Origin of the sequence: Paraburkholderia sp. Tr-20389, assembly GCF_017104565.1 — a bacterium.
Lineage (GTDB): Bacteria > Pseudomonadota > Gammaproteobacteria > Burkholderiales > Burkholderiaceae > Paraburkholderia.
Genome location: NZ_JAAGPD010000088.1, coordinates 1 through 19,626 on the forward strand (window position 1 = coordinate 1; position 19,626 = coordinate 19,626).

Sequence of the window (19,626 nt, forward strand, 5' to 3'; positions counted from 1 at the left end):
TCGAAATCAACCTCGAACGTCACGAGGGCAGCATCATCGTGCTGCCGGAGAGCCCCGTCATCAGCTGGCCCGTGTCGTCGTTCGAGGCCCTGTCGGCCGAGCACTTCGCGCTGCTGATCGAGCCCGCACCGGAAGTCGTCATCTTCGGCAGCGGCGAGCGCCTGCGCTTCCCGCATCCGCGCCTCACGGCCGCGCTCGCCGCTCACCGGATCGGCGTCGAGACCATGGACTTCAAGGCCGCCTGCCGCACCTACAACATCCTGATGGCGGAAGGCCGCAAGGTCGCAGCGGCGCTGCTGATCGAGGGCTGAACGCCGCGCGCCCCCGCGTCGCGGCCATTCGTCGGACGAGGCGCCGCGTTTTTGGCTTGGGTGCCTTGCGAATCAAGTACACTGCGCGCCTGCGTGGCTTCGCGCGCCCGTTGCGTTCTCGTTGCGACCATCGCCGGATGAACGCGGCATCCAGCCCGGAATCACGGGCGCCATAAGGTTGCGCTAAGGCTCGCGCATGGACAATCCGCGCCGGCGGGCAGCGCCGCATCCGGCGCGGCGCAGGCGCAGCGTGCGCGACCCGCTTGCGCGTCTGCGGCGCGCCCGGCCGGAATTCGCGCCACGCGCGCCGGCCCGACGCGCCACAGCAACGGACATCTGTCCGAACGGAATAAGAAAGTAGCCGCGACAGCGGCGTCGACAAAGGTTGAAACACATGAACGACAAGCCGTCCGGGCTCACGCTCAATCGCACGACGGTCCTGCTGCTCGTGCTCACGCTCGCCGTGATCTGGTTCGTGCCGCTCGGCTGGCGCCATCTGCTGCCGAGCGACGAAGGCCGCTACGCGGAAATGGCGCGCGAGATGTTCCTCACAGGCGACTGGATCACGCCGCGCTACAACGGCTACAAATACTTCGAAAAGCCGCCGCTGCAAACCTGGGCGAACGCGCTGTCGTTCGCGTGGTTCGGCATCGGCGCGTGGCAGGCGCGCCTCTACACCGCGCTGACGGGCTTCGCGGGCGTGCTGCTGATCGGCTACACGGGCGCGCGCGTGTTCAACCGCGCAACGGGCTTCTTCGCAGCCGTCGTGCTGGCGAGCGCGCCGTACTGGTATCTGATGGGCCACTTCAACACGCTCGACATGGGCCTGTCGTTCTGGATGGAATTGACGCTGTGCGGCCTGCTGCTCGCGCAGCGCCCGGGGCTCGCCGCGCGCGAACAGCGGCTGTGGATGTGGCTCGTCTGGGCATCGATGGCGCTCGCGGTGTTGTCGAAGGGCCTCGTCGGCCTGATCCTGCCGGGCGCCGTGCTCGTGCTGTATACGCTCGTGGCGCGCGACTGGGCGATCTGGAAGCGGCTGTACCTCGTGAGCGGGCTCATCGTGTTCTTCGCGGTCGTCACGCCCTGGTTCCTGCTCGTGCAGGACCGCAACCCCGAGTTCTTCAACTTCTTCTTCATCGTCCAGCAGTTCAGGCGCTATCTGACGCCCGAGCAGAACCGTCCCGGCGCGTGGTACTACTTCGTGCCCGTGATGCTGGTCGGCTTTCTGCCGTGGCTGTCGGTGACGGTGCAAAGTGCGCGGCACGCGCTGCGCATGCCGCGTCAGGCGAACGGCTTCGCGCCCATCACGCTGCTGTTCGTGTGGACGGCTTTCATCTTCCTGTTCTTCAGCGCGTCGCACTCGAAGCTGCTGTCGTACACGCTCCCGATCGCGCCCGCCATCGCGCTCGTAATCGGCATGTATCTGCCCCTCGTCACGCGTGAGCGCTTTCACCGTCATCTGACGGGCTACGCGCTGTTCCTCGTCGCGGGCGGCTTCGGCGCGGTGTTTCTGGGGCGTCTCGGCGACCAGCGCAATCCGAACGCGCTGTATCTCGAGTTTCGCAACTGGGTGTTCGCAGCGCTCGCCGTCGGCTTCGTCTGCACGGTGATCGCGATCTGGATCAACCGGCGCCGGCGCCATGCCGCAAACGGAGCGTCGAATGGCGCGCCGAGCGGTACGACCGCGAGCGCATCGTCGTCGACGGGGATCGCGGGCGCCGCAACGGCATTCGGCCTGGGCTGGGTGTTGCTCGCGACCGTCGCGGGCACGGGCCACGACGCGTTCGGCCGGCTGTCGTCGGGCGCGCCGCTTGCGCCTGCCGTGAAGGCCGCGCTCGCCAAGCTGCCCGCCGACACGCCGTTCTACTCGGTCGGCGTGCTCGATCACACGGTGCCGTTCTATATCGACCACACGATGATCATGGTCGAGCATCCCGACGAGCTGGCGTTCGGCGTCTCCGTCGAGCCGCAGAAATGGGTGCCGACGATCCCGCAATGGATCGAGCGCTGGAAGACCGACCGCTACGCGATGGCATTGATGTCGCCCGACCGCTACAAGACGTTCAGCGAGCAGCATCTGCCGATGACCGTCGTCGCGCGGGACGCGCGCCGCGTGATCGTCGAGAAGCCGCTCGCCGCCGACACGGGTGCCGCCGCGCAAGGCACCGAGCAGCCACAGCCCGATGCCGCCCCGCAACGGCAGCCTTGACCGCACCCCTCACCCTCACATCTCCTCGATGAACCCGATTTCCCTGTTCTGCATCCTCGCGGGCGTCGCGCTCAACGCGACGGCCCAGCTGCTCCTGAAGGCCGGCACCAACGCGGTCGGCCACTTCGAGTTCACGCTGTCGAACATCATCCCCATCGGCTGGCGCATCGCAACGCAGCTGCCCATCATCGGCGGGCTTGCCTGCTACGTGCTGAGCGTGGTCGTGTGGATCGTCGGACTGTCGCGCGTGGACGTGTCGATCGCCTATCCGATGCTGTCGCTCGGCTACGTCGTGAACGCGTTCGCGGCGTGGTACCTGTTCGGCGAAGTGCTGTCGGCGCAACGCCTGATCGGCATCGGCGTGATCCTCGTCGGGGTGTTCATCGTGGCGCGCAGCTGACCCGCGGGCCCGGCGCGCATCGCTTGCCTTTAGAGGTAACGCCCCTGGCAAGCGCGCGCAGGTCTGCTAATGTCTTCTGAAATGTTTCGAGCGCTGGACATTCCAGCCGAACTCGCACATCATCGCCGCCGCATTCGGCGTAGAAGCACACGCGCGGCAATTAACACTGGCGATGCGATAGCGCTTGACTAAAGCTCGAACTTACGGCTTTGTTAGGTACTGCGGCCCGCGACCCTTTTTTATATCGAGCACAACCACTCATGACCCAGTCATCCGTACCGTTTTTGCCGTTCGTGCGTCCCGAGATCGATGAAGAAACGATCAGCGGTGTAGTCGACGTGCTCCGCTCCGGCTGGATCACGACGGGCCCGCAGAACCAGGCGTTCGAAAAGGCATTGTCGGAGTACTGCGGCGGCCGTCCGGTGCGCACCTTCAACTCGGGCACGGCGACGCTGGAAATCGGTCTGCGCATCGCGGGCGTCGGCGCCGGCGACGAAGTCATCACGACGCCCGCGTCGTGGGTCGCGACGAGCAACGTGATCCTCGAAGTCGGCGCGACACCCGTGTTCGTCGATATCGACCCGGTCACGCGCAACATCGATCTGGATCTGATGGAAAAGGCGATCACGCCGCGCACCAAGGCGATCATCCCCGTGTTCCTGTCCGGCCTGCCCGTCGACATGGACCGGCTCTACGCGATCGCCCGCGCGCACAAGCTGCGCGTGATCGAAGACGCTGCCCAGGCGTTCGGCGCGACGTGGAACGGCGAGCGCATCGGCAAGCTGGGCGACATCGTGTCGTTCAGCTTTCACGCGAACAAGAACCTGACCTCGATCGAAGGCGGCGCACTGGTACTGAACAACGAAGAGGAAGCCGTGCTCGCGCAGAAGTACCGGCTGCAGGGCATCACGCGCACGGGCTTCGACGGCATGGATTGCGACCTGCTCGGCGGCAAGTACAACCTGACGGACGTCGCCGCCCGCGTCGGTCTCGGGCAGTTGCAGCATATCGAGCGCTTCCGCACGCAGCGCCACAAGCTGGCACGCGCATACTTCACGGGGTTCGAAGGAGGCGCAGCCGTGAGACTCGGCATGGGCCTGCCGCTGGCGGACTTCGAAAACACGAACTGGCACATGTTCCTCGTCACGCTGCCGCTCGCGCGCCTGTCCATCAGCCGCGCCGGCTTCATGGAGCAGATGAAGGAACGCGGTATCGGCACGGGCATGCACTACCCGGCCATCCATCTGTTCTCGCTGTATCGCGCGATGGGTTACAAGGAAGGCATGTATCCGCATGCGGAGCACTACGGCGCGACCACGCTCACGCTGCCGCTCTTCACGCTGATGAACGAAGGCGATGTCGAGCGCGTCTGCCGCGCCGTCAACGAGATTTGCGAACAATACGGTCAATAAAGCGGAAATCCAGGGAATATGAATCAATCGGACCCACGCACGGTCGCTCCCGAACTGTCGGTCGTCATCCCCGTCTACAACGAGGAGGAAGGACTCGCCGCGCTGTTCTCGCGCCTCTACCCCGCGCTCGATGCGCTCGGCACGAGCTACGAGGTGATCTTCATCAACGACGGCAGCCGCGACCGCTCGCCCGCCATGCTCGCCGACCAGTTCCGCGCCCGCCCCGACACGACGCGTGTGATCCTGCTGAACGGCAACTACGGGCAGCACATGGCGATTCTCGCGGGCTTCGAGCAGTCGCGCGGCCAGATCGTCATCACGCTCGACGCCGACCTGCAGAATCCGCCCGAGGAAATCGGCAAGCTGTGCGCGAAGATGCGCGAGGGCTTCGACTACGTCGGCACGATCCGCATGCAGCGCCGCGACAGCCTCTGGCGCCGCAAGGCGTCGCAGGCGATGAACCGCCTGCGCGAACGCATCACGCGCATCAAGATGACCGACCAGGGCTGCATGCTGCGCGCCTATAGCCGTCACGTGATCGACACCATCAACCGCTGCGGCGAAGTGAACACGTTCATCCCCGCGCTCGCCTACACGTTCGCGCAGAACCCCGTCGAGATCGAGGTCGCGCACGAAGAGCGCTTCGCAGGCGAATCGAAGTATTCGATCTACAGCCTGATCCGCCTGAACTTCGACCTCGTCACGGGCTTCTCGGTCGTGCCGCTGCAATGGCTGTCGTTCATCGGCGTGATCCTGTCGATGGGCTCGGCGGCCCTGTTCGTGCTGCTGCTGATTCGCCGCTTCATCATCGGCGCGGAAGTGCAAGGCGTGTTCACGCTGTTCGCCATTACGTTCTTCATGCTCGGCGTGATCATCTTCGCGCTCGGCCTGCTCGGCGAATATATCGGCCGCATCTATCAGCAAGTGCGCGCGCGTCCGCGCTATCTGGTGCAGACCATTCTCGAACAGCGCGACGGCGAACCCGTTGTCGCACAGCCGCGCCAGTCGATCGTGCAGGGCATGCAGCCCGCGCCCGTCGCCCACGACGAACGGAGGCAAGGCGCATGAAGCCGCGCGCCGTCGTCTTCGCGTATCACAACGTCGGTGTGCGCTGCCTGCAGGTGCTGCTCGCGCGCGGCGTCGAGGTCGCGCTTGTCGTCACGCACGAAGACAGCCCTACCGAAAACATCTGGTTCGGCAGCGTGGCGTCGGTGGCGGCGGATCACGGCATTCCCGTCGCGACGCCCGCCGATCCGAAGAGTCCCGAGCTGCGCGCGCGCGTCGTCGACGCGCGGCCCGACTTCATCTTCTCGTTCTATTACCGGCACATGCTGCCCGTCGATCTGCTGGCCGTCGCGCCGCGCGGCGCGTACAACATGCACGGCTCGCTGCTGCCGAAGTATCGGGGCCGCGTGCCCACCAACTGGGCCGTGCTCAACGGCGAGACGGAAACGGGCGCGACGCTGCATGAAATGGCGGCGAAGCCGGACGCAGGCGCGATCATTGCTCAGACGCCCGTGCCCATCCTGCCCGACGACACGGCCGCCCAGGTATTCGACAAGGTGACCGTCGCCGCCGAGCAGACGCTGTGGCGCGCGCTGCCAGCACTGCTCGCAGGCGAAGCGCCGCATCTGCCGAACGACCTCGCGCACGGCAGCTACTTCGGCGGACGCAAGCCGGAAGACGGCCGCATCGACTTCAGCCAGAGCGGCCAGCGGGTCTACAACCTGATTCGCGCCGTCGCGCCGCCGTATCCCGGCGCATTCACGGATATCGGCGGCGAGCGCTTCGTCGTTGCGCGCGCGCGTCTCGCGCAGCCCGGTGCGGCCGGCGCGGATTTGCCGCCCGGCATCCACGTAGGCGATAATGGCTTTTTTGCGACATGCGGCGACGGCCGCGTGATCGCCATCCACGAATTGCGGCATCAGCGCGACGGCAACGAGCGCGTCGTCACCCCCGCCGAATTCACCCAGTTCACTCAATCTTCCCGTAACGCATGAAAAAAGTCCTGATTCTGGGTGTGAACGGCTTCATCGGCCATCACCTGTCCAAGCGCATTCTCGAAACGACCGACTGGGAAGTGTTCGGGATGGACATGCAAACCGAACGCCTCGGCGACCTCGTGAACCACGAGCGCATGCATTTCTTCGAGGGCGACATCACGATCAACAAGGAGTGGGTCGAATATCACGTGAAGAAGTGCGACGTGATCCTGCCGCTCGTCGCGATCGCCACGCCCGCCACGTACGTGAAGCAGCCGCTGCGCGTGTTCGAACTGGACTTCGAGGCGAACCTGCCTATCGTCCGTTCGGCCGTGAAGTACGGCAAGCATCTCGTCTTCCCGTCGACGTCGGAAGTCTATGGCATGTGCTCGGACGAGCAGTTCGATCCCGACGCGTCCGCCCTCACCTACGGCCCGATCAACAAGCCGCGCTGGATCTACGCGTGCTCGAAGCAGCTGATGGACCGTGTGATCTGGGGCTATGGCATGGAAGGCCTGAACTTCACGCTGTTCCGTCCGTTCAACTGGATCGGCCCGGGCCTCGACTCGATCTACACGCCAAAGGAAGGTTCGTCGCGCGTGGTCACGCAGTTCCTCGGCCATATCGTGCGCGGCGAGAACATCAGCCTCGTCGACGGCGGCGCGCAGAAGCGCGCGTTCACGGATATCGACGACGGCATCAGCGCGCTGATGAAGATCATCGACAACAAGAACGGCATCGCGACGGGCAAGATCTACAACATCGGCAACCCGACCAACAACTTCTCGGTGCGCGAACTCGCGCACAAGATGCTGGCGCTGGCGGCCGAATTCCCCGAGTACGCCGAGTCGGCGAAGAAAGTGCAACTCGTCGAGACGTCGTCGGGCGCGTATTACGGCTCGGGCTATCAGGACGTGCAGAATCGCGTGCCGAAGATCGACAACACGAAGCAGGAACTCAACTGGGCGCCGCAATCGACGTTCGACGAAGCCCTGCGCAAGATCTTCGAAGCGTACCGCGGCCATGTCGCCGAAGCGCGCGCCCTCGTCGAGCAACATTAAGGGCTGCCGCTCTTGGCCTTGATCGTTCTGAAGATCGACGTCGATACGTTGCGCGGCACGCGTGAAGGCGTGCCGAATCTCGCGCGTATCTTCGACCGCTATAAGGCGCGCGCCACCTTCCTGTTCAGCCTCGGCCCCGACCACACCGGCTGGGCGATGCGGCGCGTGCTGCGGCCGGGCTTCCTGAAGAAGGTGTCGCGCACCTCGGTGGTCGAGCATTACGGCGTCAGGCAACTGATGTACGGCGTGCTGCTGCCGGGACCGGACATCGGCGCGCGCGCCCGCTCGGAGATGCGCGCGATCCACGAAGCCGGCTTCGAATGCGGCATCCACACGTGGGATCACGTCTACTGGCAGGACAACGTGCGCTCGCGGCCGCGCGACTGGACCGTCGCGCAGATGCAGAAGAGTCACGACCGGTTCGCCGACATCTTCGGCATGCCGCCCGTCACGCACGGTGCGGCCGGCTGGCAGATGAACGGCCACGCGTTCGAACAGATCGACGCGTGGGGCATGCAGTACGCGTCCGATGGGCGCGGGCATACGCCTTACTTCCCGGTCGTCGGCGGCCGTACGCTGACACATGTGCAGATGCCGACCACGCTGCCCACGCTCGACGAAGTGCTGGGCGTCGACGGTATCGACACGGACACCGTCGCCGCGTGGATGCTGAAGCGCACCGAAAACAACCCGCATGACCAGGTGTTCACGCTCCACGCGGAACTCGAAGGCCAGAAGCTCGCACCCGTGTTCGAGCAACTGCTGGCCGGCTGGCGCGCGCAAGGCCACACGTTCGCGACGATGGGCGATTACCACGCCACGCTAGACCGCGACACACTGCCGTCGTACCCTGTCACGTGGGGCGAAATCCCGGGCCGGTCCGGCGAACTGATCGTCCAGCCCGACTAGTCATGCAGAGGGCCGCGCATCGTCCCTTCGTCCGATATGCGCTCGCCCGATGCGTGCCGTCCTGTTCGCCGGGCGCACCTTGCGCCAGCAAGCGCGTCGCGACGCGTCATGCAACACACCGCATGACCGCCCCGACGCCGCTCCGCGCAGCAACCCCAAGCAACCCCGAAGAAAAAGTTCAGGCGCGCGGCCCATGCCGCCGCCGGCACCGATAACAACCGGAGGACCTCGTGCCCATCGCAGTCGATCAACCCGTTCCCGATTTCACCGCCCCGGCCACCGGCGGCGACTTCACGCTGTCCAGCCTGCGCGGCAAAAAGGTCGTCGTGTATTTCTATCCGAAAGACAACACGCCCGGCTGCACGACGGAAGGCCTGCAGTTCCGCGACCTGTATCCGAAGTTCAAGAAAGCGGGCGCGGAGATCATCGGCGTGTCGCGCGATAGCGTACGTTCGCACGATAACTTCAAGGCTAAGCTCGAACTGCCGTTTACCTTGGTATCGGACCCCGACGAAACGCTGTGCACGCTCTTCGGCGTCATGAAATTGAAGAAAATGTATGGCAAAGAAGTACGGGGAATCGAGCGCTCCACGTTCGTGATCGATGCTGAAGGCGTGCTGCGCCGCGAATGGCGCGGCGTGAAGGTGCCGGGGCACGTCGACGAGATTCTGGAGGCTGTACAAGCGCTTTGAGGCGCGTTATATTGGGCCGCAATGAGTGCCTGTTCACATACTTTTTTCCGCAGTTGCGCTGCAGATCGCGTAGTTGTCGTCGCTGACCACAAGGCAGTGAGACCGGCAATGAAGCGAGCCACGAGGCGCAATGCGATGACCGAAGTCGAGCCGCTTGCCCCGGTTGCCGGGGCGGCGGCTTTTTTAATTGCGCGAAGCAGTTCGCGTCGTTCGCAGCGCACTTTCGTCAAGGAGCCGATCGAAAACCAGGCGAACCGGCATTACTAATCCGACACGCGCCACCGGACGCAAATTGCGAGCGCACAACGCACGACAGTTTGCGGCAGGCGGCGAAGAATTGTGACCCGCTTTACTTGAGGGAAACCATGCCTTTGCCTACCCCCCCCAGCAAGCTCGGCAATCTGTTGCCGCCTGATGAATACACGGCGAAGCCTGCAAAGCCTGGTCGAAAACAGGCACAAGAAGGGGAGCAAGCCGCATCGGCCGAATATGGCCGCGCCAATGTTGCCGCACCGATGACGCACGCCGCGAACGCGGCCACCACCCTGCGCCCCGTTCCGAGCGCCGCCCCCGCCGTTGCAGAAGCCACGCCGTCGCGCAGCCGCAAGACGAAGCAGACGGCTGCCCTGCTGCAGCCGGTGCCCGCTGCGCCCGCCGCCGATGCGCACACGGCAGCGCCCGTCGTCGCGCGTCGCGGCAAGGGTTCCGGCGAAGCGGAAGCACCCGCCGCCGCGGACGCCAAGCCGGCGCGCACGGCCACGAAGAAAGGCTCGGCCAGGAGCGCGCAGGTCGAGATCCGCAAGCTGTTCGTGCTCGACACCAACGTGCTGATGCACGATCCGACCTGCCTGTTCCGCTTCGAGGAACACGACGTCTATCTGCCCATGATGACGTTGGAAGAACTCGACAATCACAAGAAAGGGATGTCGGAAGTCGCGCGCAATGCGCGCCAGGTGAGCCGCACGCTGGATACGCTCGTCGCCAATGCGGGCGAGATGTCGGAAGGCATTCCCCTTGCGCGTCTGGGCAGCCGCGAAGCGCTGGGGCGTCTGTACTTCCAGACGAAGCTCACGCATATCGAACCCGTCGAAGGTCTGCCGCAAGGCAAGGCCGACAATCAGATCCTCGGCGTCGTGCGCGCGCTGCAACGCGACCGGCAGGATCGCCAGGTCGTGCTGGTGTCGAAAGACATCAACATGCGCATCAAGGCGCACGCGCTCGGCCTGCCCGCTGAAGACTACTTCAACGACCAGGTTCTCGAAGACAAGGATCTGCTGTACTCCGGTATCCGTCAGTTGCCGCCCGACTTCTGGACGAAGCACGCGAAGGACATGGAGAGCTGGCAGGACACGAAGACGGGCACCACGTACTACCGTGTGACGGGCCCGCTGTGCGCGTCGATGCTGGTCAACGAGTTCGTCTATCTGGAGCCGCAGAACGGCGAGCCGGCGTTCCACGCGATCGTGCGCGAACTGAACGGCAAGACAGCGCTGCTGCAGACGCTGCGCGACTACGGCCACCACAAGAACAACGTGTGGGGCATCACGGCGCGCAACCGCGAGCAGAACTTCGCGCTGAACCTGCTGATGAACCCGGAGATCGACTTCGTCACGCTGCTCGGCCAGGCCGGCACGGGCAAGACGCTGGTCGCGCTCGCGGCGGGCCTCGCACAGGTGCTCGACGACAAGCGCTACAACGAGATCATCGTGACGCGCGCGACCGTTCCCGTCGGCGAGGATATCGGCTTCCTGCCCGGCACCGAAGAGGAAAAGATGCAGCCGTGGATGGGTGCATTCGACGACAACCTCGAAGTGCTGCAGAAGACGGATGACGCCGCCGGCGAATGGGGCCGCGCGGCGACGCAGGAACTGATCCGCTCGCGCCTGAAGATCAAGAGCATGAACTTCATGCGCGGCCGTACGTTCGTCGACAAGTATCTGATCATCGACGAGGCGCAGAACCTGACGCCGAAGCAGATGAAGACGCTCGTCACGCGTGCGGGTCCGGGCACGAAGATCATCTGCCTCGGCAACATCGCGCAGATCGATACGCCGTACCTGACGGAAGGCAGTTCGGGCCTCACGTATGTCGTCGACCGCTTCAAGGGCTGGACGCACAGCGGTCATGTGACGCTCGCGCGCGGCGAACGCTCGCGACTCGCGGATTACGCGTCGGATATTCTCTAACGCGCTTTTGCCGAAGTTCGAAGCCGCTTCTGGTTGGTGCCGGAAGCGGCTTTTTCATTTGTGCTCCGCTGACGCACACTATGCGGGGCGCATCGCTCCGTGCGCCCGTTTGCAGGTATTCAACGTCCGCGCAAAGCAACATTTAGCGCGTAAACTTCAAGTGATTCATCAGGAATTGTTGCGAGAGGCCCGTCGCACGGGCTACCATCGGGCATCGTCGGCTTTTGGCGAGCGTCGGCGCTCGTCCGTGCTTTCATGCTCCGCCTCGCGCTGTCACTGTTGGTCGTCGCCCTGCTCGCCGCCTGCTCCGGCGCGCCGCAGAAGACCGTGCGCGGCTCGGGCGGATCGTATGCGTCCTCGGGCGACGCGTATCGCACCACGCCGCCCGGCTTCCCCCGTTTCGTCGATCACAGCATCGGACGCGAAGAAATTTCGATTCAGGCGATGAGCCTCGTCGGCGTGCCATATCGCTGGGGCGGCAACACGCCCGACAGCGGCTTCGACTGCAGCGGACTCGTGCATTACGTCGTGCAGCGCGCCGCCTCCGTGAACCTGCCGCGCACGACGGCTGACATGAGTTCGCGCGGCGAATCGATCGATCCCGACGAAGTCGCGCCAGGCGACCTGATTTTCTTCAACACCACCGGACGGCCGCATTCGCATGTCGGGATCTACGTCGGCAAGCTGCGTTTCGTGAACGCGCCGTCGACGGGCGGCACCGTGCGGCTCGACTACCTGACCAACCCGTATTGGGCGAAGCGTTTCGACGGCATCCGCCGGGTGGCGCCGGCGTTGAGCAAGCCGACGCCTGCGCCATTCGATGCGCCGAGCTATCAGGCCGCCGCGCCTGCGGTTGCGCCTGCGGTTGCGCCTGCTGTCGCAACCGTCGGTACGTCACGTCCCGTCACTGCTGGGGAAGTCCCCGCTGGCGCCTACGGTACGTCTCGTGGCGCCTCCGGTGCATATGCCGCACAAACTCGCAGCCAGGCAGCGTCCGGCGCGAATACGGCGGCTGTAACGCCCTCCGCGCCCGTCACCGCTTCCGCCGACCAGTTCGAGCCGCCGCCGTCCGGCACGAGCGCAGCGCAGATGCAGGCGCGCGCGGCAGGCGCCGTGTCGCCGAATGTAGCTGCGTCGCCGGTGAGTTCGCCTGCCCCGGATAGCGCGACTCAACGCGCCTACAGTGCCGCATCCGCGCCCGACGCCATCGACGCCGCCGCCGATGCCTACGAACCGCCGCCGCCCGCCGCCGTGGCGAATCGGCAGGCGGTCCAGGCCCGTCAGGCGCAATCGTACGGGGAGCCGGGCGGCGTGCAGATCATGCGCGCGTCGACGGCTTCGCGGCCGGTCCCCGCCCCGACTCGAACGAACGACGACCCGATTGCAGGCTTCGCCAATTACTGACGCGGACCGGCGCACTCGCTCCTCCGCGCGAAAGCGGTAGCCGTCGCGCCCGATTCACCACCCGGCACCGCGCACCTCTGCTATCTTTTGACGATATTTCCTTCACTTCCCTGAGGCGGTGACGACGATGGATCTTGGGCTCAAAGACAAAGTGGTTCTGATCACGGGCGGCAGCAAAGGCATCGGACTCGCGTGCGCGCGCGCGTTCGCGATGGAAGGCGCGAAGGTCGCGATCGTGTCGCGCGATCCCGCCAATCTCGCGCGCGCCCGCGAGCAATTGTCGAGCGAAGGCTTGCATGTGCATCTGACGCGCGCCGATCTGCACGAGCCGCATAGTGCCGCCGACGTCGTCGAAGAAGCGACGGGCGCCGTCGGCCCGATCGACGTCCTGATCAACAGCGCGGGCGCAGCGCGCCGCTACGATCCGGAAACGCTCGACGCCGCCGCCTTCAAGGCGACGATGGAAGCCAAATATTTCCCATACATCTACCCGCAGCAGGAAGTGCTGAAGCGCATGGCCGAGCGCGTCAAATCCGGCGCCGCGAAGGAGCCGGGAACGATCGTCAACATTATCGGCATGGGCGGCAAGATGGCGAGCGACATACACATCGCGGGCGGCGCCGCCAACGCGGCGCTGATGCTCGCCACCGTCGGCCTCGCGCACTATTACGCGCGGTACGGCATCCGCATCAACGCGATCAATCCGGGCGCGACGCTCACGGATCGCGTCGAGGAGGCGCTGAAACTGGAAGCGTCGCGCGAAGGCGTGGAGCCGGCCGAAGCGCTGGCGCGCGGCGAAGCACGCGTGCCGCTCGGACGTTTCGCGAAACCAGAGGAAATTGCGGACGTCGCGCTTTTTCTGGCAAGCCGCCGCGCGAGCTATGTGACGGGCGCCATCGTCCCGATGGATGGAGGCAGCACGCCGCTGATCTGACCGCGGCGCGCTGTATCGAGGCTTGAAAAAGGCTTAAAGGAAGCGGTGACCCAGCCACCAGCCGGCCGCCGCGAGCACGGCGGAAGCCGGAATGGTCAGCACCCACGCCCACACGATATTGCCCGCGACACCCCAGCGCACGGCCGACAGCTTCTGCGTCGCGCCGACGCCGACGATCGCGCCGGTAATCGTATGCGTGGTGGATACGGGAATGCCGAGGAACGACGCCAGGAACAGCGTGATCGCGCCGCCCGCCTCCGCGCAGAATCCGCCGACCGGCTTGAGCTTCGTGATCTTCTGACCCATCGTGCGCACGATGCGCCAGCCGCCGAACAGCGTGCCAAGGCCCATCGACAGGTAGCAGCCCCCAATCACCCACAGCGGCGGCGCGTCGGCCGAGACCGATGCGTAGCCCGTCGCGATCAGCAGCATCCAGATGATGCCGATGGTCTTTTGCGCATCGTTGCCGCCGTGACCGAGGCTGTACAGCCCCGCCGACACCAGCTGCAGACGACGGAAGCGCCGGTCGACCTTGCTCGGCGGCGTGCGGAAATAGATCCACGACACCAGCAGCATGAAGAACGAGCCGAGCACGAAGCCGAGCAGCGGGGACACGAAAATGAACGCGATGGTCTTCAGCAGACCATCCCAGTTCAGCGCGCTCCAGCCCGATTTCGCCAGCGCGGAGCCCACCAGCCCGCCGATCAACGCATGCGACGAGCTGGACGGAATGCCGTAGTACCACGTGACGATGTTCCAGCCGATCGCGCCGACCAGCGCGCCGAACACGACGTAGTGATCGACGATGCCGGGATCGATCGTGCCCTTGCCGACCGTCTGCGCGACTTTCAGGTGAAAGATGAAATACGCGATGACGTTGAACGCGGCCGCGAAGGCAACCGCCTGTTGCGGCTTCAGCACGCCCGTCGATACGACGGTCGCGATCGAGTTCGCTGCGTCGTGGAAACCGTTCATGAAGTCGAAGACGAGCGCGACGACGACGAGCGTTGCGACCGCCCAGATGGCGAGTTGTATCGAATGCATTACGCGTTTTCCAGCACGATGCCTTCGATGATGTTCGCCACGTCCTCGCACTTGTCGGTGATCGACTCGAGCAGCTCGTAGATTGCCTTCAGCTTGATCAGCGTCTTGACGTCGTCCTCTTCGCGGAACAGCTTCGACATGGCCGAGCGCAGCACGCGGTCCGCATCCGATTCCAGACGATCGATGTCTTCGCAGGCCTTGAGGATCTCGCGTGCCTGCTTCATGTCGGACAGCATGCCGACAGCCGCCTGCACGCGTTCGCAGCACGACGTCGAAATGTGCGCAAGCTGGCTCGCCTCCGACGTCACGGCCTGCACGTCGTACAGCGAAATGGCGGTGGCGACGTCCTCCATCAGATCAAGGATGTCGTCCATCGTGGTGATCAGCTTGTGGATTTCGTCGCGGTCCAGCGGCGTGATGAAGGTCTTGTGCAGCAGATCGATGGTTTCGTGCGTCAGCTTGTCGGCCGCTTTTTCGGCCGTTTGCACGTTGTTCTTGTGGATCTCGGCGTCGCCGAGGTTATCGATCAGCAGTTCGAGTTCTCGGCTGCCCGCGACGATGTGCTTCGCGTGAGCGTTGAAGATTTCAAAGAATTTGCCCTCGGTGGGCATGAATCGACCGAACATTGGGGTCCCGGGAAATGGTCACGGTGAGGCTGTCATAAAACCGCAACATTGTACCGTTCCCGACCATTCCGGGCATCGTGCGCGCCCGTCTTGTGTGCGTGCGCGCAACGTCCGGCGCAACCGGGTTTCCCCGTTTGCGTCCGATGTGCTACTCACCGCCGTAGAAGTTCTGCGGTCCGGCAAAGTTGTCGAACTTCGTGAATTGCCCGTGGAACGTGAGTCGAACGGGGCCGATCGGACCGTTACGCTGCTTGCCGATGATGATTTCGGCGGTGCCCTTGTCGGGGCTGTCCGGGTTGTAGACTTCGTCGCGGTAAATGAACAGGATCACGTCCGCGTCCTGTTCGATTGCACCCGATTCGCGCAGGTCCGACATCACCGGACGCTTGTTCGGACGCTGTTCGAGACCGCGGTTCAGCTGCGACAGCGCGACGACGGGTACGTCGAGTTCCTTGGCCAGACTTTTCAGCGAACGCGAGATTTCCGAGATTTCCGTCGCGCGGTTTTCGCCCGATGAAGAACCGCTCATCAGCTGCAAATAGTCGATGATGATGAGCCCGAGCTTGCCGCACTGCCGCGACAGACGCCGCGCACGCGAGCGCAGTTCCATCGGGTTCAGGCCACCCGTTTCGTCGATGAAAATCTGCGCCTCGCTCATTTTCTGCACGGCGTGCGTGAGCTTCGGCCAATCTTCGTCGGTCAGACGCCCAGTGCGCATGCGGTGTTGGTCGAGCCGGCCGACGGAACCCAGCATACGCATGATCAGCTGCGTGCCCGGCATTTCCATCGAGAACACCGCGACGGGCAGACCATACTCGACGGCCACGTATTCGCCGATATTCATCGAGAACGCCGTCTTACCCATCGACGGCCGCCCTGCGACGATGATCAGCTCGCCGCCGTGCATGCCGGACGTCATGCGATCCAGATCGACGAAGCCCGTCGGCGTGCCCGTCACGTCGCTCGGGTTCGCAGTGTGATACAGCGTGTCGATGCGCTCGACGACCTGCGTCAGAAGCGGCCCGATTTCGAGGAAGCCCTGCGTGCCGCGCGCGCCGTCTTCCGCGATCGAGAACACCTTCGACTCCGCCTCGTCGAGCAGCTGACGGACTTCCTTGCCTTGTGGATTGAAGGCGTCGGCGGAGATCTCGTCGGCCACGGACACGAGCCGGCGCAGCACCGCGCGGTCGCGCACGATTTCCGCATAGCGCCGGATATTCGCCGCGCTAGGCGTGTTCTGCGCGAGCGCGTTCAGATACGCGAGCCCGCCGACATCTTCGGCCTTGCCCGCAGTGGTCAGCGCTTCGTAGACGGTCACGACGTCGGCGGGACGCGTCGCCGCGATCAGCCTGCCGATGTGCTCGAAAATGACACGGTGATCGAAGCGGTAAAAGTCGCTTTGCGCGAGGAAGTCAGCGATGCGGTCCCATGCGCCGTTGTCGAGCAGCAGACCGCCCAGCACCGATTGCTCGGCCTCGATGGAATGGGGCGGGACTTTCAGCGACTCGATTTGAGGATCTTTCGACGGTGCGTTCATGGGGTGGAATTATCGAACAAATAGAGACGGCGGCAAAGCGCCGAAAAGCTCAACGACCCTGGCTCGTCAACAGCGGTGGCGGAGAACAAAAAAGGCAGAGGCCGGTTTCCCGGCCCCTGCCCTTCATCGCCAGAACCTGCCTGGCGATCTGACTTCCAGTCCTGCTGATGCTTAGACGTGCTCGCCCAGCACCGACACCGTGACGTCAACCGTGACGTCCGTGTGCAGCGAAACGTGGACGGGATGGTCGCCGACCATCTTCAGCGGGCCTTCCGGCAGACGCACTTGCGCCTTTTCCACTGCGAAGCCTTGCTTGCCCAGTGCTGCGGCGATGTCGGCGTTCGTCACCGAGCCGAACAGACGGCCGTCGACGCCGGCCTTCTGTGCGATCTGAACCGTCATGCCCGCCAGCTTTTCGCCTTGAGCCTGAGCAGCCGTCAGCTTTTCAGCAGCGACCTTTTCCAGTTCTGCGCGGCGAACTTCGAATTCAGCGATCGCTTCCTTCGTTGCGCGGCGTGCCTTCTTGTTCGGGATCAGGAAGTTACGTGCGTAACCGTCCTTCACCTTGACGATGTCGCCCAGGTTGCCGACGTTCAGGACTTTTTCGAGAAGAATGATTTGCATTCGGATGCTCCTTGTGACGTCGCCGGGTTAGGCCTTGTGCTGATCGGTGTACGGCATCAGCGCGAGGAAACGTGCGCGCTTGATGGCCGTGTCGAGCTGGCGCTGATAGTGGGCCTTGGTACCCGTCAGACGTGCCGGCGTGATCTTGCCGTTTTCGCCGATGAAGTCCTTCAGCGTATCGATGTCCTTGTAGTCGATCTGATCGACGCTTGCAGCCGTGAAGCGGCAGAACTTCTTGCGCTTGAAGAGCGGGTTTTGTTGCTGACGACGCTTGTCGAATTTCTTACCAGTCGGGCGGGGCATGATTAGTCCTTTCCAATGTCCTGCAATTCTGTGATGTGAAACACCAGAGTTCTCGCGTTGCGGCTTCTTTTGGCCAGGAAGCCGGTGAAGAGCGTTTCGACGCCCATTTCAACCCGTTCCAGCCTGCCGCTCGCTTCGCCGGCCGCGACCGCCTGCATGGTCAGTTCGACGGTTCGGGCAATGCCCGCCTCGACGACCTGCGTGCGGTGTTGCAACGTACAGCCTGCAATCGGAACGCCGGCGGGGGTGTACCGCACCGGTTCGCGTTCTACGACGCTCGCCGTGAGCTGCAGCCGATTCATCGATTCCTTTTACGAACCCTGATTGCGAAAACGGCGCGTGTCTCTGATGGCTTAACGGTGTTGCTTTAAGCCTGCGCTTCGGTCGACTGCGCTGCAGCCGCCTTCTTGGCTTCTTCGCGCTGCACTTCCTTCATCATCGGCGACGGGCCGGTTTCGGCCTTCTTCATCTTGACGATGAGGTGACGCAGAACCGCGTCGTTGAACTTGAACGCGTGTTCCAGTTCGTCGAGCGTAGCCTGGTCGCATTCGATGTTCATGCAGACGTAGTGAGCCTTCGCGAGTTTCTCGATCATGTAGGCCAGCTGGCGACGGCCCCAGTCTTCGATACGGTGGATCTGGCCACCGTGCGACGTGATCGTGGTCTTGTAACGCTCGATCATGGCGGGCACTTGCTCGCTCTGATCGGGATGCACGATGAAGACGATTTCGTAATGACGCATGTTCACTCCTTGTGGATTGAAGCCACCCGGGCGTCGGAACCGGTGTGGCAAGTGAGAAGCCGAAGAATATAACGTGAATCGGCACTGTTTGCAAGATAAAGCATGAGGCGCGGACGCGATTCGGGCGTGTTTTCAATGATTTAGGGGCGACGGGCGCTCAAAAAGCGCCCGTCGCCCCTCTCTTGCCCGGTTGCGAGTCCTCGTCTGCCCGTCAACTGCCCGAATACGGCGCGCCCGGCTCCCCGCCATGCAGCCGGGCCGTCAGCGCAGTCTGCAACGCCGTCAGCGATTCGGGCGCGGCGTCCGTCACGGCCCACCACATCATGCCGTCGTCGCGCCAGCGTGCGACGGCATACCCGTCGCGCACGAGCGCCGGGCCGGGCTTGCCCGCCGAGCGGTCGTCCTCGGGGAACACGTAGACATCGATCACGTGCTTCGCGTGCCGGTACGTCAGCACGGCCACCCGCCGATGACCGACGTAGTCGAGCCGCCCGCCCGCCAGCGGAAACCCGCTCGCCGCGAGATCCTCGACGGGCGGCGCGTAGTCGAGCTTGCCGTTGAACCAGGGCTTGACCGTGTGCTGATCCGACGACACCACGTCGATATCGTGCCCCGACAGTTGTGCCCGCACGTGGCTCGCCACCAGTTCGTCGACGAGCGGCAGCGGCTCGCCCGTCCGGTGCAGCGTCACCGCGACGCCCGCCGCGACGAGCGCACAGAAAGCGAGCGCGAGACCGCCGCGCCAGGCCGTACTTTGCTGCCAGCGGCCGCCCGCCGTGCCGCTCATCGAGCCGCCCGCGCCCTCGCCCGCCAGCGGCCCGAAACCGCCGCCCTTCGGTAGCTTCGGCAGTTCCGGCAGACGCAGCCAGTCGCGCCAGCCCTTGCGCTGCCTCGCGCCCGGCTCCTGTTGCGCCTCGCTCTCCCGCATCACCCGTTCGGGCCTCGCAGGTTCCGTCGACGGCAGCGCCGCCATGATCCTGGCGCGCAGTTCGTCCGGCGCGCGGTAGTAGTTGGCCGAGCGCACCGCGCCCTTCATCGCCCGCACCATCTCGCTTTCCCTCCGGCAAGATTCGCAGCTTTCGATATGCCGCTGCACGTCGCGCGATTGCGGCGGCGTGAGTTCGTGGTCCGCATTCGCATCGAGAAGCGGCCGTGCTTCGTTACAGTCCATCGGGCGCCTCCTGTGCGAGTCCGCCCGGCAACGCGCCGGGAGCGTGCGGCATCCAGCCGCTCTGGGTTTGACGTGTGGT

21 protein-coding genes are annotated in these 19,626 nt (G+C 64.4%); 13 read left to right on the forward strand and 8 right to left on the reverse strand.

Annotated features, from left to right (window positions below; genetic code table 11):
- The 13 genes from G3N95_RS39850 to G3N95_RS39905 all read left to right on the forward strand — a co-directional run.
- On the forward strand, window positions 1-311 hold a 311-nt coding region (locus tag G3N95_RS39850), incomplete at its 5' end, for an Mth938-like domain-containing protein (protein WP_205975557.1).
- A 394-nt stretch (window positions 312-705) separates the two neighbouring features.
- Window positions 706-2,520, forward strand: coding sequence for a glycosyltransferase family 39 protein (locus tag G3N95_RS39855; protein WP_205975558.1), 1,815 nt, complete (start codon window positions 706-708; stop codon window positions 2,518-2,520).
- 28 nt (window positions 2,521-2,548) lie between these two features.
- Complete coding sequence (locus G3N95_RS39860; RefSeq protein WP_205975559.1) at window positions 2,549-2,920, forward strand: SMR family transporter; 372 nt, start codon at window positions 2,549-2,551, stop codon at window positions 2,918-2,920.
- Between the two features lie 260 nt (window positions 2,921-3,180).
- The gene (locus G3N95_RS39865) at window positions 3,181-4,332 is read left to right on the forward strand and encodes a DegT/DnrJ/EryC1/StrS aminotransferase family protein (RefSeq protein WP_205975560.1); all 1,152 of its coding nucleotides are present in this window, start codon (window positions 3,181-3,183) and stop codon (window positions 4,330-4,332) included.
- 18 nt (window positions 4,333-4,350) lie between these two features.
- On the forward strand, window positions 4,351-5,400 hold the full coding sequence (locus G3N95_RS39870; RefSeq protein ID WP_205975561.1) for a glycosyltransferase: 1,050 nt from the start codon (window positions 4,351-4,353) through the stop codon (window positions 5,398-5,400).
- Entirely contained in the window at window positions 5,397-6,332 is a 936-nt protein-coding gene (locus tag G3N95_RS39875) for a formyltransferase (protein ID WP_205975562.1), read from the forward strand. Before G3N95_RS39870 ends, G3N95_RS39875 begins: the two co-directional genes overlap by 4 nt.
- On the forward strand, window positions 6,329-7,375 hold the full coding sequence (locus G3N95_RS39880) for a bifunctional UDP-4-keto-pentose/UDP-xylose synthase (protein WP_205975563.1): 1,047 nt from the start codon (window positions 6,329-6,331) through the stop codon (window positions 7,373-7,375). The genes G3N95_RS39875 and G3N95_RS39880 overlap by 4 nt, the downstream gene beginning before the upstream one ends.
- A 12-nt stretch (window positions 7,376-7,387) precedes the next feature.
- Window positions 7,388-8,284, forward strand: a complete 897-nt coding sequence (locus G3N95_RS39885; RefSeq protein WP_205975564.1) for a polysaccharide deacetylase family protein — start codon at window positions 7,388-7,390, stop codon at window positions 8,282-8,284.
- A 230-nt stretch (window positions 8,285-8,514) separates the two neighbouring features.
- Window positions 8,515-8,976, forward strand: a complete 462-nt coding sequence (locus G3N95_RS39890; protein WP_201652089.1) for a peroxiredoxin — start codon at window positions 8,515-8,517, stop codon at window positions 8,974-8,976.
- A 135-nt stretch (window positions 8,977-9,111) separates the two neighbouring features.
- Window positions 9,112-9,243: a hypothetical protein gene (locus G3N95_RS40970; protein WP_277398068.1), complete on the forward strand. Its 132-nt coding sequence runs from the start codon at window positions 9,112-9,114 to the stop codon at window positions 9,241-9,243.
- A gap of 98 nt (window positions 9,244-9,341) precedes the next feature.
- Window positions 9,342-11,162: a PhoH family protein gene (locus tag G3N95_RS39895; protein WP_205975565.1), complete on the forward strand. Its 1,821-nt coding sequence runs from the start codon at window positions 9,342-9,344 to the stop codon at window positions 11,160-11,162.
- A gap of 255 nt (window positions 11,163-11,417) precedes the next feature.
- Window positions 11,418-12,566, forward strand: a complete 1,149-nt coding sequence (locus G3N95_RS39900) for a C40 family peptidase (protein ID WP_205975566.1) — start codon at window positions 11,418-11,420, stop codon at window positions 12,564-12,566.
- Window positions 12,567-12,693: 127 nt separating this feature from the next.
- A complete protein-coding gene (locus G3N95_RS39905; RefSeq protein WP_205975567.1) occupies window positions 12,694-13,500 on the forward strand; it encodes an SDR family oxidoreductase in 807 nt (268 codons plus the stop codon).
- A 33-nt stretch (window positions 13,501-13,533) separates the two neighbouring features.
- Here G3N95_RS39905 and G3N95_RS39910 read toward each other — a convergent pair whose 3' ends face one another.
- The 8 genes from G3N95_RS39910 to G3N95_RS39945 form a co-directional block, all read right to left on the reverse strand.
- Window positions 13,534-14,544 (reverse strand): inorganic phosphate transporter, encoded by a 1,011-nt coding sequence (locus G3N95_RS39910; protein WP_205975568.1) that lies wholly within the window; start codon window positions 14,542-14,544, stop codon window positions 13,534-13,536.
- On the reverse strand, window positions 14,544-15,170 hold the full coding sequence (locus G3N95_RS39915) for a DUF47 domain-containing protein (protein ID WP_205975569.1): 627 nt from the start codon (window positions 15,168-15,170) through the stop codon (window positions 14,544-14,546). The genes G3N95_RS39910 and G3N95_RS39915 overlap by 1 nt, the downstream gene beginning before the upstream one ends.
- A gap of 148 nt (window positions 15,171-15,318) precedes the next feature.
- On the reverse strand, window positions 15,319-16,707 hold the full coding sequence (locus tag G3N95_RS39920; protein ID WP_205975570.1) for a replicative DNA helicase: 1,389 nt from the start codon (window positions 16,705-16,707) through the stop codon (window positions 15,319-15,321).
- Between the two features lie 171 nt (window positions 16,708-16,878).
- A complete protein-coding gene (gene rplI, locus G3N95_RS39925) occupies window positions 16,879-17,331 on the reverse strand; it encodes a 50S ribosomal protein L9 (protein ID WP_205975571.1) in 453 nt (150 codons plus the stop codon).
- A gap of 27 nt (window positions 17,332-17,358) precedes the next feature.
- Window positions 17,359-17,634, reverse strand: a complete 276-nt coding sequence (rpsR, locus tag G3N95_RS39930; RefSeq protein WP_205975572.1) for a 30S ribosomal protein S18 — start codon at window positions 17,632-17,634, stop codon at window positions 17,359-17,361.
- Between the two features lie 2 nt (window positions 17,635-17,636).
- Entirely contained in the window at window positions 17,637-17,936 is a 300-nt protein-coding gene (gene priB / locus G3N95_RS39935; RefSeq protein WP_205975573.1) for a primosomal replication protein N, read from the reverse strand.
- Window positions 17,937-18,001: 65 nt separating this feature from the next.
- Complete coding sequence (gene rpsF / locus G3N95_RS39940) at window positions 18,002-18,376, reverse strand: 30S ribosomal protein S6 (protein ID WP_205975574.1); 375 nt, start codon at window positions 18,374-18,376, stop codon at window positions 18,002-18,004.
- 211 nt (window positions 18,377-18,587) lie between these two features.
- Entirely contained in the window at window positions 18,588-19,547 is a 960-nt protein-coding gene (locus G3N95_RS39945) for an anti-sigma factor (RefSeq protein WP_205975575.1), read from the reverse strand.
- Window positions 19,548-19,626 lie beyond the last annotated feature (79 nt).